Here is a 15,769-nt window from a genome sequence, read left to right as displayed (position 1 = left end):
AACTCAAAAACTAACGCACCATCAACTCCATAAATGCTGGATCGTTTTGGACCATTTGTATCAAACGTTCTTTGTTAATATGTTTCTTTTTACGAGTGTATCCTTCTGTAAAACCAATTCGCGAAGCAATGTCTTTCATACTTTTTCCTTCAAAAAATAGTTGTAAAATCTGTTTGCTACTGGTACTTAATCGTGTAAAATGCTTCTGAAATACATCTTGTTGATGTGCTTTTGTCAAGGTTTCTACTATAGATTCTGAAGGATCTAGCGTGTTATTTTCCCGTAGTTCCTGATATTCCAGTATGCGTTGTTTTCTCCATTGGTTTCTCCATTTATTTTTGCAGATTCCAATAAAGTAAGCATGTATAGAAGCTTCTAACGTTTCTAACTCTCCAGAACGAGCTTTATGATATAATAATACCATAGCTTCCTGAAATACGTCTTCTACATCTTCTGTAGTGCCGTTATATTTTAAAATAAATCTTCTAACAGCTGTAAGATCCTTTTTATAAAATGATTTTAATGTCTGATGATCTCCGGCTATGATGCCTTTGATGATATGTTTGTTTGTTGTTGAGTTCATGTGTATTTCCCTTTTGTTTTTATGATATGTTTGACCTTGTTGTATGCTCCATTTTTGGCAAAAGAATCCCTGTTGATATTGTATAACATCAGTTGTGTAAAGCTGCAAGTTTTGGGTTGCAGCTATGTTCACTTAGCTTGTATGATCTGGTGAAATCTTCAGATCATGGAATGAAATAGGTTAGTGTTTCATTGGTTTTTATATTTCAATTACGGAAATCTGTAAAATTCTCATTTTGATTTATCTTACTTTTGCAGAAGTTTGAAATAGTCTGATCATTTTTTGATCAAGGCAAATATATGTTGGAGAATTGCGTTAGTGCAAGGTCTAGGAATCTATATTTATAAATTGACAGATGATGATTTATAAATATCGAGATCAATAATAAGAGCTAAATTATTGACAATTAATTATTAATAAAAATTAGCCCTTTTGTCAAACTATTTCCGTAATAATAGAACTAGTGATTTTGAAAGAAACTATTAACTATAGGGTTTTAACATGTGTAATTTATATTATTGCCAGTATTTCTTTTGGTCAAAGTTCTATCTCTAAAATACCAGATTCCATATATTCAAAAACTTACCAAGAATTGGGTGATATATTCTTGAATACTTATTCTAAAGATTCAACTACAGCCAAACTTTATGCATTGGCATATATAAAAAAAGGAGAGGAGGATAACAATATAATTATAGAGGCTCAAGGTTACCACTATCTATCATATTTATATAAAGGTACGGATGCTTATCTAGAATACATAAATAAGATTATTAGATTGACAAAAAAGGCAAATGACTATGATTATCCTTCTTTAGGCTATTTTCTAAGGGCAAATCATCATTTTAAAAAAAGAGCATTCAAAGATGCTCTGGATGATTATATTTTAGCAAATAAATATGGAAGACAGCAATCTAATCAGCGATTAGTTTATCAAAGTAATTACTACATAGGATTACTGAAAAATAGAGTTGGAGAACACAAAGAAGCTTTGAAAATTTTTCGAGAATGTTATGAATACTCCCAAAAAACCAGAAGAAAAAGACACATTGATGATATTTTTTCTTTGGTGACAGTTTTTTATAAATTAAATGAATTGGATTCCGCAGAATATTATAATAATATGGGTTTACGTAATTCTCTTATTCAAAGGGATATTCAGATACATAACTATTTTGTAATGACTTCGGGTGTTATATCTTATTACAAGAAAAATTACGAACAAACTATAGATAGTATAAATAAGGCCCTAGTTTATCTAGAGAAAAATGATGAAAAACCTAATATGGTAGTGTCCTACTTCTATTTAGGAAAAGCGTATGGAGATCTAAAGATGGAAGATAAATCAATTTCTAATTTTGTAAAGTTAGACTCAATATTTCAGATCCAAAAAGATTTGCTTCCTGAGACTCGAGAAGGGTATGAAATACTTATTGATTATTATAAGAGAAAGGGAGATTTAAAGAGGCAACTTGAATATACTACTAAACTAATAGAAGTTGATAAGGTACTTAATAGTAACTATAAGTATTTACTAAAAGGTATCTTACGTGATTATGACAATTCATTGGAAGTATCACAAAAGGAAAAAACCATTAATTCTTTAAAGAGTAGAAATTGGCTATCTAATACTACTTTAACTATTATTTTGATCCTACTCAGTGTCTCATTGGTTTACATCTACAAAAATTATAAGAAAAGAAGATATTATAAGGAAAAATTTGATTTACTTCTTGCAAAAGATACTAATGAGAATTTTTTTGAAAATAACGAGAAAACCAATGAAAAGAAAACTCAGTTAGATCAACTTAATATTTCTCCTGAAATTATTAATCGAGTATTAGAAGGGATAGAAAACTTTGAAATACAAAATAAGTATATCAGTAATCATTATAATCTTAATTTCTTAGCGAAAGAACTCAATACAAACTCCACATATTTATCAAAAATCATTAACGTATCTAAAGGGAAGAATTTTTCGTCATACATAAATGATTTGAGAATTAATTATGTTATTAATAAACTCAAGGAGGATAAAAAGTTTAGACTCTATTCTATTAAGAGTATATCCGAAGAAATTGGTTTTAAGAATAGTGAATCTTTTTCAAAAGCATTCTATAAGAAAACAGGGTTATATCCATCCTACTTCATTAAGAAATTAAAATAATTTTGGGTCGATATTTATAAATATAGAGTAGTAAACTAAATTTCACTTAGTTATTATTGACTCTTAATCTATATTTGCATGGGTAAAAATTAATATTATGAAAAAAAACAAAATAAGTTTAAAGAAAGCCACAATTAGTAGATTAAATAGTCCACATCTAATTAGAGGAGGAGGAGATACAGATGGTGATGGTACGGAAGGTAGACCTGTTGATGATACACCTCCACCACCGCCTCCTTGTGGAGGTATTGTTTCCTCGATAACAACCCTTTTTAGATAGAGATAAACTTAACGGGCGACTTATAAAGTTGCCCTTTATTTGTACTTTATTTATATAATCAATTCTTACTGGCATTTTTTAACAATATCTTACAAAAGATAGAGTTACTAATCATAAATCTTTAAAATTGACAAGAAGTAAACTCTAAATATTTTTAGAAAAGGATCAATGAAAAAACTTAGAATATACACTTTTGTTTTACCCTTAATTTCTATTGTATCTTGCAATCTGAATAAAACTATCTCTCAAGAATTGACAAAAAAGGATGACGTATTTTTTAATACCATTAAAGATACTCTTGTAAACTGGCATTTGAAAGATTATCACAATGATTCAATCCCAGGAATTAGTTTTGAAAAGGCTTATCAAAATATTCTAAAAAAAAATGAAAGTTCTGAAGCTATAATTGCTATTCTGGATACAGATGTTGATATTCATCATGAATTTTTGAAAAAGCATATATGGTTAAATCAAAATGAAAAAATTGATGGAAATGACAATGATAAAAATGGTTATATAGACGATATTAATGGTTGGAATTTTATTTCTGATTCTATTGGCAATTCTGAGCTTTTTGTGAATTACGAATACACAAGAATATTAAAGAAATATGATTCTGTTTTTGAAGGAATTTCAGATGAGAATGTCTCTAAATCGTTGGAAAAAGAATATTTTCATTACAAAAGGGCGAAGGACATATATCTTGGAAGAACATTGTATGCTTTTAAAGAAAAGAATTACATTGATTATTATCTTAATAAATCAAAACAAGCAGATATTGCTTTAGCCTCATACTTTCCAGAAAAAAAATATACTAAGGAAAAAGTTGATAGTTTGATAAAAGTGAACAGTGATCCTTCGCTGCTTCCACATTTGAATTATATTTTGACTGAAATACAATATAATATAACTGATAAATGGTTAGCTGATTATAAATTAAAAACTTACGAGAGAATAAATAAATTGCTTAACAAGGATTTTGATGATAGAGTAAATATTGGAGATGATATTGAGGATTTAGAAGATATGAATTACGGAAGTTATATTGTAAACAAGAATTCTGAATTTTTGGAGCATGGTACAACAGTTGCCGGAGTTATTAGTTCATTACTTAAAAAAGGAAATAGTAATATCAAGTTAATGGTCTTGTGTGTCTCATCTCTAGGTGATGAAAATGATAAGGATATGGCTCTAGCAATTAGGTATGCGGTTAATAATGGAGCTAAAGTAATTAATATTAGTTCTGGTAAGAATTTTTCATTGCATAGTGATTGGGTTATTAAGGAGCTTAAAAATGCTGAAGAGCAAGACGTTTTGGTAGTTACTTCAGCTGGGAATTCTAATACAAATTTGGATGAAAAAGATGTGTTTAATTATCCTGATGATACAGATGAAAATCGGGAAGAGGTTGTGGATAATTTCTTAAAAGTTAGTTCTTCTTCGTATCAGTTGACAAAAAAATTCAAGGAAGAAGAAACCGCATATGGTAAAACAAATGTTGATCTTTTTGCTCCAGGAGAAAAAATATTTACAGCATCAGCAAAAAAAGATAAAAAGTATGAACTTTCAAGTGGGACTTCAATGGCGGCAGCTTTGACCTCTGGAGTGGCCGGTTTGATATATTCTTATTTTCCAAGTTTATCGGTAAAACAAGTTAAAAAGATCCTAATGGATTCAGGTACTTCATATGATATAAATATTGAAGTAAAACAAAGGGACGGCTCATTAAAATTAACTCCCTTTTCCGAACTCTCCAAATCTGGTAAGGTTTTAAATTCCTATAACGCCTTGTTGATGGCTGAAAAGATGACTAAGTAAAATAAGTAAGAAGAAAAAAATGACTAAAATCATAAAGCTACTATTGCTAGCTGTACTCTTATATCAATGTCAATTAGTAGCACAGATCAATCAGATTTCCAAACCATTATCTAGAGAACAACTAAAAACTTGGTGGCATAAGGATTTGGATAAGGATAGTATTCCTGGAGTTAGTTTAGAAAAAGCTTATAAAGAAATACTAGCTAATAAAATTGGACAAGAAATTATCGTTGCAGTTGTAGATACCAAATTAGATATTCATCATGAAGATTTAAAGAATCAGATATGGATTAATAGTAATGAGATACCAAATAATGGAATTGACGATGATAAAAATGGGTATGTTGATGATATCCACGGATGGAATTACTTGGGCAATACAGAGGGTGAAGAAATTGTATATTCTAATTATGAAGTGATACGAATTATTCGAAAGTACAAACCCTTATTTGAGGGGAAGACCTTAGAAGAAGTAGCTATTGCAGATCAGGAAAAATTTAAATTATATCAAAAAGCACTAATACAACATACAGCTTTGGTTTTAAGAAAAACAAAAGAAAAAAATAGCTGGAAGGAGGTTGCAGACTTATATCCAAAAGTACAAAATGATCTTGCGAAATTTTTTCCGGATAAAAAATATTCGATTTCAAAATTGGATAGTCTATCAAAGGTTTATGAAAAAGATAATTCGCTGTCCTATTCTTTAAACTATATGAAATACTGTTTACTAGAAAACATTGATGTATCCTTTTTTGAGGAGCAAGTAACTAGAATAGACCAACAATTAGTAACAGCAGTAAGCCTCGACTATGATGACAGAAACATAACTAAAGATAATCCAGAAGATATTAATGATATTGGCTACGGAAATCCACAGGTATGGAATGATAGTATTCCGTTTCAACATGCAATTTTAGTTAGTGGTATCTTAGCGGCAGATCGTAGTAATAATTTGGGTATAAAAGGAGTAAGTGATCAGATCAAAATAATGTCGCTTTGTGTAGCCTCTTCTGGAGGAGATGAACATGATAAAGACATGGCATTGGCTATTCGATATGCAGTTGATCATGGAGCGAAAGTGATCAATATGAGTTTTGGAAAAGAAAATTCTTTACATCGAAATTGGGTAGATCAAGCATTAAAATATGCCGAGCAAAAGGATGTTGTAGTTGTGGTCTCTGCAGGAAATGAAGGTGAGGAACTAAATGCTAGCTATATTCATTATCCAACAAATTATGATGAGCAAGGAAATATATTTTTAAACAATTTTATTTCGGTAGGAGCGTCTACTCATTTTAATGATAAAAGGCTGTTTTCTAGTTTTAGCAATTATAGCAATAAGTACGTAGATATCTTTGCTCCAGGTTCTGAAATGTATTCGACAGAGCATAACAATTCCTATGGTTTTGGAGATGGGACTTCATATTCGGCACCTATAGTATCAGGTATTGCTGCTTTAATCAGATCTCATTATCCTACACTTACTGCAAAACAAGTAAAGCAAATCATACTAGATTCTGGTACTTCTTACGAGGTTGAAGTATCAATTAAAGATGCCGATGGCTCTAAAAAATCAGTTCCATTTTCAGAACTTTCCAAGTCCGGTAAAATAGTAAATGCTTATAATGCATTAGTACTTGCTGAAAAAATGGCTAAAAAGTAAAAAGGATACGTCTATATAATTCAAATAGTAATCAACGTAATGAAGTTTGATATTTTAAAATCATTAAGTCCACTCCTAACTGTTACCATATTATGTATAGGTTGTACAGAAAAAGTTTCATTTAGATCTGATACACCAGTAATAGAAGAGCATCACGGTCAGGTAATCGAAGATTATTATAGAAGCTTAGAAGATCTTAAAAATCCCAAGGTACTTGATTGGATAAAAACAGAAAATGAAAATTCGAAGAACTACCTTGCTCGTATCGATAAAACTTCATATTTGGTTGATCAACAATTAGAATATGAAAAAAGTAAGTCATTTTCTGTTACTAAACTTGAAGTAACAGAAAGTGAAAAATATTTTTATTTAAAATCTACTGCAAGTGAAAATGTTGCTTCATTATTTTTTAGAAAGTCATTTGATGCTCCAGAAAAACTTCTTTTTAGTCCAAAAGAATTCAGAAAAGAAGATCAAAAAGAATATGTGATTAATTATATCAAACCATCATGGGATGGTAATTTTATAGTAGTTAGTATTACAGAAAAAGGAAAGGAAATTTCCAAATTGATCATTATTGATGTTATTAAAAACGAAGTGCTTCCTATTGTTCTTAAAAACTCTTGGGTTTCTGAGATTGGTGGTGTGACCTGGCTTCCTGATAATTCTGGGTTTATATATATTTACCATCCTGTTATTAATAAGGATTTACCTGATTTTTTAAAAAACACAAAATCAGTTATTTATAAGTTGCATAAAGATGAAAATTCTTTAGTAGAAGTTTTCTCAAAAAACCATAATCCTGATTTAGGAATCGAAGAAGCTGATTTTCCTAAGATTTCACTAAAAGGTAGTGGTAATGATTACTTTGTAGGAGAAAAATGGGGAGTGGGAAAATATAATGATGCCTATATCATTCCAACTGATAAAATTGAGCAAAACAATTGGAGATTGTTATTCAAAAAAGAACATCAAGTAAAAGAATTTATTATTAGTAAAGACACTATTTACTTTAGTTCATCGAAAAATGCTCCGAACTTTGAAATCCGCAAAACATCGATTCTCAATCCTAATTTTGAGAATGCTACTATTGTTGTAAAACAAAAAAAAGACACAATAATTACTGATTTTGAAATTACTAGCGAAGGTCTATTCTATGTGACTAGTAAGAATGGGGTTAAAGCTGATTTATTTAAAGTAAATAATGTCAGAGATCAACAAATCAAAATGCCAAATGTATTTGGTCATATAGCACTATCTTCTAGAAGTATTTCTAAACCGGAATTATCGATTTTAACAAGAGGTTGGTTAACACCAAGCAAAAGATACCAATATACCACCAATGAAGGGTTGATCGAAAAGGATTTAAATCCGGTAGCTGATGATTTACAGATAAAGGATATAATTATAGATGAGGTTGAGGTTACTGCACATGATGGAGAACAAATTCCACTATCCTTAATTTACAATAAAAATAGCAAGCTTGATGGAAGTACACCATTAATGATGGATGGTTATGGAGCATATGGATCATCAAGAGTACCAGTTTTTTCGTTAAGAAAACATTTATGGATTCAGGAAGGAGGAATTTATGCTATTGCTCATGTGAGAGGAGGAGGAGAAAAGGGAGATGCCTGGCATAAAGGAGGATTTAAAAATACAAAGGAAAATACCTGGAAAGATTTTATTTCATGTGGTGATTACTTAGTTGCCAATAAGTATACATCACCTTCCAAGTTAGCAGTTTGGAGTGGAAGTGCAGGTGGAATTATGATCGGTAGAGCCATCATAGAAAGACCTGAATTATTTAAAGCAGCAATAGTTGAATTCGGTAGTTTAAATACATTAAGATCAGAAAGCCGACCTAATGGCGCTAACAATACGAAAGAATTTGGTTCCATTAAAGACTCTTTGGAGTTTAGAGGACTTATGAAAATGGATGCTTTTTATAATCTAAAAGAAGGAGTAGCATATCCATCTACTTTTTTAACAGCAGGAATTAATGATCCAAGGCTTCCTGCTTGGTTTACGTTAAAGTTTGCCGCTAAAATGGAGGATTTTAATATCTCTGAGAATCCAAATCTTCTTTTGATTGATTTTGAATCTGGCCATGGTATAGATGACACAAAACTTAAAGAGTTTGAAAGGTTTGCTAATATTTTAAGTTACGCTTTTTGGCAAACCGGACATCCAGATTATCAGTTGAAAGAGTAATACATAAAAAGTTTTAAGTAAAGGTTTTCATTTGACATGAGTTTAGCAGTTATGAAAACTGTACATGAAGTAAACCGAATAAATAGTAAAAAATGAGTTTACTAGGATAACAGCCCTATTTTAGCATACTTATTAAAAGAATAGTCAAACTAAGGTAACATTTCACTTTTAAATAACACTTACCTATATAAAGACAACAGATATTATTATGAAATACATAACAAAACTAGGAATTAAGGGAGTTGCTATTATGCTATTGCTATTTACCGGTTGCGGCAAAGAAACTACATTAAACAAACCATCATTAGCTCCTGAAAAACTGGTTGTTGATACATATCATGGAACGCAAATTGAAGATCATTACCGAAACCTTGAAAACTTGGAGGATTCAACTGTCATAAAATGGTTAAAAGAGCAAGGAGATTTTGCATTTAATATCTTAGACAAAATACCTGGTAGACAAAAATTAATTGAACAGCTTCAATCTTACGATAGGAAACAAAACTTTTCATATTCATTGTTTAAAAGAACTATAAATGGAATTCACTTCTACGCAAAGACGATAGGTGATGAAAAAGTAGCAAAACTTTATTACAGAAAAGATTTTGATGATGAAGAAGTTTTATTGTATGACCCTTCTGTTCGTGGTGATGAGGATCCATATAGAATCAGTCTTATACAGCCCGATCATAAGGGAGAAAAAATAGTAATATGTTTAGGTAAAAAAGGTGAGGAGCTTTCTGAAGGCTTTATAATGGATGTAGCTACAAAAGAAGTGCTACCATTAAGATTAAAAAATGTATTACATTCTTTTATTGGGGTAAGGTGGTTATCTGATAATTCTGGAGTTTTTTATTTGTATTCACCGATTACTGATCCTACGGATAAGGACTTCCTACAGCATACTAAAACTGTATTGTGTAAAATAGGTCATAATACTACACCTATTTTTTCAAAGGAGAGTAAAGTAGAAAATAAAATAAACCCTGAGGATTTTCCTTTGGTTTATAATTTTGACCCTAAGGATGGTTATTTATTTGGTGTAGTAGGTGGATCGGACTCTTTTTATGATATTTATTATGCTAGAGAGTTAGATGTACTTTCAAATAGTTTTTCTTGGAAGTTATTATTTAAAAAAGAAGATAAGGTAAAAAGACATAGGGTAACTGATGATGGAGATTTAATTTATCTGTCCTCTAAAAATGCTGTACATCATCAAATTTTGAAGACCTCAATAGAAAATCCTGATATCGCTAATGCTGAAATTCTTGTTCCTGAAAAAGAAGATGCAACAATAATATCATTTACTTTAACAAAAAATGGACTGTTTTATACTACACTGAAGAATGGAGTAGAAGCTAAATTATATTTTGTAAATCATAAAGGAGAGGAAAAAGAAATTATTCCGCCTAGATCTTCCGGAAACATTAGTGTTAGTTCATATGGTATTGGTAGTGATTTTTTAAGGGTAATTACTAGTGGTAGAATTGCTCCTTCCATTAATTATTTTTACGATGTTATTAAAAATGAATTCAAAAGAGATCGTTTTATTCCTGTTAATGAGTACCCTGAATTTGAAGAAATAACTGTTGAAGAAACAGAGATTTCTTCTCATGATGAGGTTAAAGTTCCTATCACCATTATTAAAAATAAAAACGTCAAAAGAGATGGAAATAATCCTACATTGTTTTTTGGATATGGTTCTTATGGAAAAATTGCAAGAGCCTATTTTAATCCAAGTTTTTTGACTTGGGTTTCAAACGGTGGTATTTTAGTTTTTGCTCATGTAAGAGGGGATGGATATAAAGGAGAAGCTTGGCATCAAGCTGGTTTTAAAACTACGAAACCCAATACCTGGAAAGATATGATTGCTACAACAGAGTATATGATTGCTGAAGGTTATACAACTCCTGAAAAATCTGCACTTTGGGGCTCTAGTGCTGGAGGAATATTAGCTGGAAGAGCGATGACAGAACGACCAGATTTATATAAAGCAGTAATTCTTACTTCTCCAGCAACAAATATGTTACGATCAGAAGTACAACCCAACGGGAAGAACAGTATAAAAGAATTTGGAACTGTGGAAATAGAAGAAGAGTTTCATGCTTTATTAGAAATGGATTCTTATCATCATATTGAGAAAGACGTTGAGTATCCAGCAACTTTAGTAACTGGTGGAATGAAAGATGGACGTGTTGTAGTATGGGATCCGGCAAAATTTGTAGCCAAGCTTCAAGCTTATAATGGTGCTGATACTCCCACTATATTTGCGGTAAAGACTGATCAGGGTCATTCTGCATCAAACTCTGGAAAAATGGATAGATATGAATTGTATGCCAACGCTTTTTCTTTTGCGCTTTGGCAAATGGGTTATGAGGAATACCAACCTAAAGATTGATTAGAATTAAGAAAATCATCTTTTTAAGGTAACATAATTCTATCTTCGCACACTTACTAATACAGAATATTTATTCGATAGTAACGAACTAAAGAGGTTAAAGAAAAAAGAACAAAAGTAAATCGAGTTTAAAAAGAATGTTGATCAGTAAATCACCACAACTTCTATGAGTGCAATTACAAATATCTTAGGGTTTGTCAAAAAGTATATAGTTTATGTCCTAAGGGTCATTAGTAGGTACTACATTGCTTATAATATGTTTTCATATGCATTTGCTAAAATTTTGAAAACACAATTTAATTTAGGACCTACTTATGCTGATGATCTCGGACTGGATAGTTTTAATGGTTTTATGCTAACTTGGTATTATTACGGGTATTCACGTACCTATGGATTGGTCATTGCAAGTACGCAGATTGTAGCAGGATTGTTATTACTTTTTAGAAAAACAGAACGACTAGGTGTTGTATTGTTTTTAAGTTTTATGGTTAATATCTTACTGGTAGATATTTTTTATGAAATTGATGGGGCATTGTGGCAGGCTGTTAAACTAACCTTGCTTGGATTCTTCTTACTGTTTTCAGACTGGAAAGGATTTAGATTGTATTTCTTACGAGTTATGGAGAACATACAACTAATACCGAAAATACTGCCTCATAAATTTAGAAAGGTGTATTGGCTAAAGTTTCTGATTATTCCAGTTATGATTTGGTATGCATTTAATTATATCTACGATATTAAGAAAAATTATATTTTAAAAAATGAACTTTTTGGTATTTGGAGAAATGTGACCGATGATAAAGATCACTCACATCGATTGTACAAAGTAACTTTTGACTATAATAATGAATTAAGAATTAAAGATTTTTCTAAAAACATCTACTTTGGAAGTATTGAATTGGATTCGATAGCAAAAACCATTCAATTGAATGCTAATCATTATTCTGAAGAAGTTCAATATTTTGTGCAAGATAGTATTGYAAAACTATCTGAGGATCAACGAAAAGATAAAAAGATCAAAAAAGGGATTAGAAACTACTATCACACGCTGAATAATTCAACACCTTTTCAAAAGGATTTGTATTCATACCAAGTAAAACAAGATACACTATTACTTACTTCATCTAATCAGAAAGAATTGAAGTTTGTAAATATCTATGAAGATTCGAAGTAGCAGGTGAAATATTCAATATCACATGGAGAACTAACCATTAGAATTTACTAAAACTAATTTCTAATGCCATCATCGAAGGGTATTCTAAAAATTTGAGTTGTATAGTAACATTTTGTGTGTTTATGATACTTACTGATACTAATTGTTTATGATCAAACACAAATCAATCATGCAAACAATCACCAGATATGTAGTAATCGTAATCACCCTAACACTTATATTTCTGCAAAGTGCATTTTCTCAACAACAAAAAGGAACGTTTATCAATGCATCCATCGGTTTGGGGATCACCACTCCATATGATAATGTAGATGTATATGGCGATGGTATTTTTATACAAGCAGAATATGTATGGGCACCCAAAAGATGGTTTAGTCTAAGACCTTATGTAGGATATATCAATACTGCTACAGATGAAGATAGTCTTTCAGAAAGTTTTATCAATGCCAGAGCTTCTACCAAGGCTTTTTTTCTAGGTGGAAAAACAAAATTGGCGATTCCCATTCCGTGGGTAGCGCCTTATGTAGAATTGGGATTAGGAGCTTCTGTAGGTTCTTTTGAAACTGTAACCCCATTCGTGAATGAAAAAGAAAGCGGTCTGACCCTTCATGTTCCTTTCTCGTTCGGACTTGCATTAGGGCGTAATAACAATGTAGATGTGGGATTATCCTATTATTTTTATCCTTTATTAGAACAATTTAGCGGAGCTTTTGCAGTAGGTGTTTCATTTCCTATTCATAGATAATCATACTATTTGTAAACATCTCCCCAACCCCTCTTCGAAGAGGGGCTATTCGCGCTGTATCGAGTTACCTTCCTTTGAAGACGACATCGCGATAGTGATGAGCGAGGTGTTGCGTTGGAAAGAGATGTATGTTTTAAGTGTGTAAAAACAAGCTAATGCGATTTAATTGGGTAACTCTATAAATTAACGTGAGTTCAATGTATATCATTCTGAAAATCAATTTATTGTATTTCAAAACAAAAACACCTCCCTAAATCCCTCTTCAAAGAGGGACTTTTAGCTCCTCTCCTTTGAAACGACATCATGAAAATGATGGGCGAGTTGGCGCGTCGGAAAGGGTGAGGATGTTATTTGATGATTTAAAAAAAACAAGTAATTGGAAATCAATAATATATTTATGTTGTTAAATCGAATTCACTTTAAATTAATTAAAAACCATTTAAACTTTTCCTTATTTCAAATTTAGATTAATACAAGTTTGTAACACTTTTTAGACAGTCTCTTTGTTTAAAAAGAGTGTATTACTCACCTTTTGCTATGAGGTGCGTATTATCCTCAATATTGAGTTCGATTAATAATCGCTTTGGATCGATCACAGCATTGCCGGGAATCTGGTCTGTTTCGAACGTAAAACTCATTTCTTCCTGATCAATCAAAACACGTTTGGAAACTAACAACTCCTCACTATCTTCAGCAAAAAGACCGATGTCTACCCAATGATGTGGGTGCACTTTAGTTTCGTTACCAAGACTATCCACCTTAATTTTAGAAGCATTGATTGTTACTGCCGTTTCATAATTTCCTTTGGGTAAGGTTGTATAGGAAGCTTTCGCTAAACTATATTCATATAAGGTAATTTCCTGAAACCAATCTGTTAGTAGATACTGCAGATGTGTTGGAATTTTAGGTTGTAAGTAGGATATAAAATCCAAAGTGGTTGGATACGGTTCTTCCTTATATTTATACGCATTGAGAAATGTTCTGAGCGCTTCATTTAGGTTTTCTTCGCCTATATAATCTTGTAATGCATACAGCACCAAACTTCCTTTGCCATAGTGAATATATCCTTGATCTTTTACTTTTAGTAAGGGAACTTCTTTTTGTGTTTCATTACTTCTTCCTTTTAAATAACGTTCAAAATCATAAGCCAAAAATTGCTTCATTTTCATATCATCTTTCAGTTCATTTTTCATCACCATGAGCGCAGAATATTCTGCAAAACTTTCGGATAACATCGTTGCTCCTTCTACATTAGCACCAATAAGCTGGTGTGCCCAATATTGATGTGCCATTTCATGGGCAACAATAGCATAAATAATATTATTATCGTTTTTATTAGAGAGATTGGTAATAAATCCTCCTCCTTCGGTATAAGGCATAGTGCCTGGAAAAGCCTGTGCAAAATTGTAATACTTCGGTATTTCGATGATTCTTGCTTGTTTATGAAAATAAGGTCCGAAGTTTTTACTATAATAATCCAATGATTTTTCTACAGCTTCTTGCATCATAGCAACATTATAAGGATGTGACTTATCATAATATACCTCTACATCAATATCGTTCCATTTTTTCTTGGCAACTTCATATCTTGCTGACATAAAATTGGTAAAACTTAAGGATGAATGATCATTTTTATAATGAAAATAAGCTCTACCATTTTCATTCCATTGTTTAACCAACGAACCTGGCGAAATTGCGATTTGATCATCTGCCGTAGAAATAATAGTTTCTATAGTGACCCAATCGGATGCTTTTCGGGTAATGTAATTTTCCTGCAGATATTCAGAGTCCTTATCTGCTAAAGTGGTTGTTGGTTTTCTGGGTGGTAATCCTGCTTCTTTCCGATCTGTTTCGTTCGTTAGCTCATTATACGGTTCATATCCTGTAGACGGTAATAGGTGCATAGAGTCAAAAAAAGTTCCGTTTTCGACCACTCTAATATTGGAGATTTCATTTTCGAAACCACGACTAATATATGCTGTATCTAAAATGATATCCATACTACAATTGGGTGCTAAGGGAGTTTCGAGCTGGAAAATTTGATATCCTAATTCTTCATCATTCAGCACTAATTTTGAATTCGGGATATGTAGTTTTTTGATCCATTTGGATTTCTGTACATCCTCTGCATTCCGTTCTCCTATAAAATAGAACAAGGAGTAATGTAGCGAATCGATTGGAGCATTGCTTTTGTTTTGAATCGTTAAAACGGAACTAGTATTTACATTTCTTTTATTTGGATAGATATCCACTCCATATTTGATGGCAACGGTTTTGGGTTGTGCAATGTGTTCATACTTTTTATACTTTTTCTCATAAGAGGCTTGCATTTTTTTGATATCTGTAACGGTATGGTATGGATTGATCACCTGTGTATTGTAGTATACAAAACTGGCAATGATTCCGAATAAAAGTGTACACGATAAGAAGGTAATCGCATATCTTTTGGTGATGTGTTTTTTGGCAGCAGTATATCGGTTTTTGATTCCTTTGATAGTGCCTCTAATCCAAAATAAACTGGCAATAGTGACTAACAAGAAACCAAAAAGCATCCAGTATAGATTGAACCAGTTTTTTGCAATTACAACACGACTAAACCCATTCATATCAGAATACGTATAGCTAGGTGAAAACCCAAGATTTAGCATATAAGATTTGATTCCGAAAATATCGATCACCAAAAACTCAATCATAAAAATGAGTAGTATAGAAATAAAATATGCCAGG

General features: G+C 31.6%; 10 protein-coding genes. 8 read left to right on the top strand and 2 right to left on the bottom strand.

The window, feature by feature from the left end:
* Positions 1–10: 10 nt before the first annotated feature.
* Entirely contained in the window at positions 11–583 is a 573-nt protein-coding gene (locus tag GBO31_RS20125) for an RNA polymerase sigma factor (protein ID WP_219010270.1), read from the bottom strand.
* Between the two features lie 469 nt (positions 584–1,052).
* Here GBO31_RS20125 and GBO31_RS20120 point away from each other — a divergent pair, with 469 nt between their 5' ends.
* The 8 genes from GBO31_RS20120 to GBO31_RS20085 all read left to right on the top strand — a co-directional run bounded on the left by GBO31_RS20120 (position 1,053) and on the right by GBO31_RS20085 (position 13,042).
* Positions 1,053–2,750: an AraC family transcriptional regulator gene (locus GBO31_RS20120; RefSeq protein WP_219010269.1), complete on the top strand. Its 1,698-nt coding sequence runs from the start codon at positions 1,053–1,055 to the stop codon at positions 2,748–2,750.
* A 97-nt stretch (positions 2,751–2,847) separates the two neighbouring features.
* Positions 2,848–3,030 carry a hypothetical protein gene (locus tag GBO31_RS20115; protein ID WP_219010268.1) on the top strand — a complete coding sequence of 61 codons (183 nt, stop codon included), beginning with the start codon at positions 2,848–2,850 and terminating at the stop codon, positions 3,028–3,030.
* A 168-nt stretch (positions 3,031–3,198) separates the two neighbouring features.
* Positions 3,199–4,848 (top strand): S8 family serine peptidase, encoded by a 1,650-nt coding sequence (locus GBO31_RS20110; protein WP_219010267.1) that lies wholly within the window; start codon positions 3,199–3,201, stop codon positions 4,846–4,848.
* 19 nt (positions 4,849–4,867) lie between these two features.
* Positions 4,868–6,511 (top strand): S8 family serine peptidase, encoded by a 1,644-nt coding sequence (locus GBO31_RS20105; protein ID WP_219010266.1) that lies wholly within the window; start codon positions 4,868–4,870, stop codon positions 6,509–6,511.
* 39 nt (positions 6,512–6,550) lie between these two features.
* Entirely contained in the window at positions 6,551–8,725 is a 2,175-nt protein-coding gene (locus tag GBO31_RS20100; RefSeq protein ID WP_219010265.1) for a prolyl oligopeptidase family serine peptidase, read from the top strand.
* Between the two features lie 208 nt (positions 8,726–8,933).
* Entirely contained in the window at positions 8,934–11,123 is a 2,190-nt protein-coding gene (locus GBO31_RS20095; RefSeq protein ID WP_219010264.1) for a prolyl oligopeptidase family serine peptidase, read from the top strand.
* A 283-nt stretch (positions 11,124–11,406) separates the two neighbouring features.
* On the top strand, positions 11,407–12,297 hold the full coding sequence (locus GBO31_RS20090) for a hypothetical protein (RefSeq protein WP_219010263.1): 891 nt from the start codon (positions 11,407–11,409) through the stop codon (positions 12,295–12,297).
* A gap of 169 nt (positions 12,298–12,466) precedes the next feature.
* Entirely contained in the window at positions 12,467–13,042 is a 576-nt protein-coding gene (locus tag GBO31_RS20085; RefSeq protein WP_219010262.1) for an outer membrane beta-barrel protein, read from the top strand.
* A gap of 521 nt (positions 13,043–13,563) precedes the next feature.
* Here GBO31_RS20085 and GBO31_RS20080 read toward each other — a convergent pair.
* Positions 13,564–15,769: M1 family aminopeptidase (locus tag GBO31_RS20080; RefSeq protein ID WP_281422475.1), on the bottom strand; the 2,206-nt coding region annotated here is incomplete at its 5' end.

It is taken from the genome of Aquimarina litoralis (assembly GCF_019295435.1).
Lineage (GTDB): Bacteria > Bacteroidota > Bacteroidia > Flavobacteriales > Flavobacteriaceae > Aquimarina > Aquimarina litoralis_A.
This window is presented reverse-complemented; position numbering and strand designations above follow the sequence as displayed.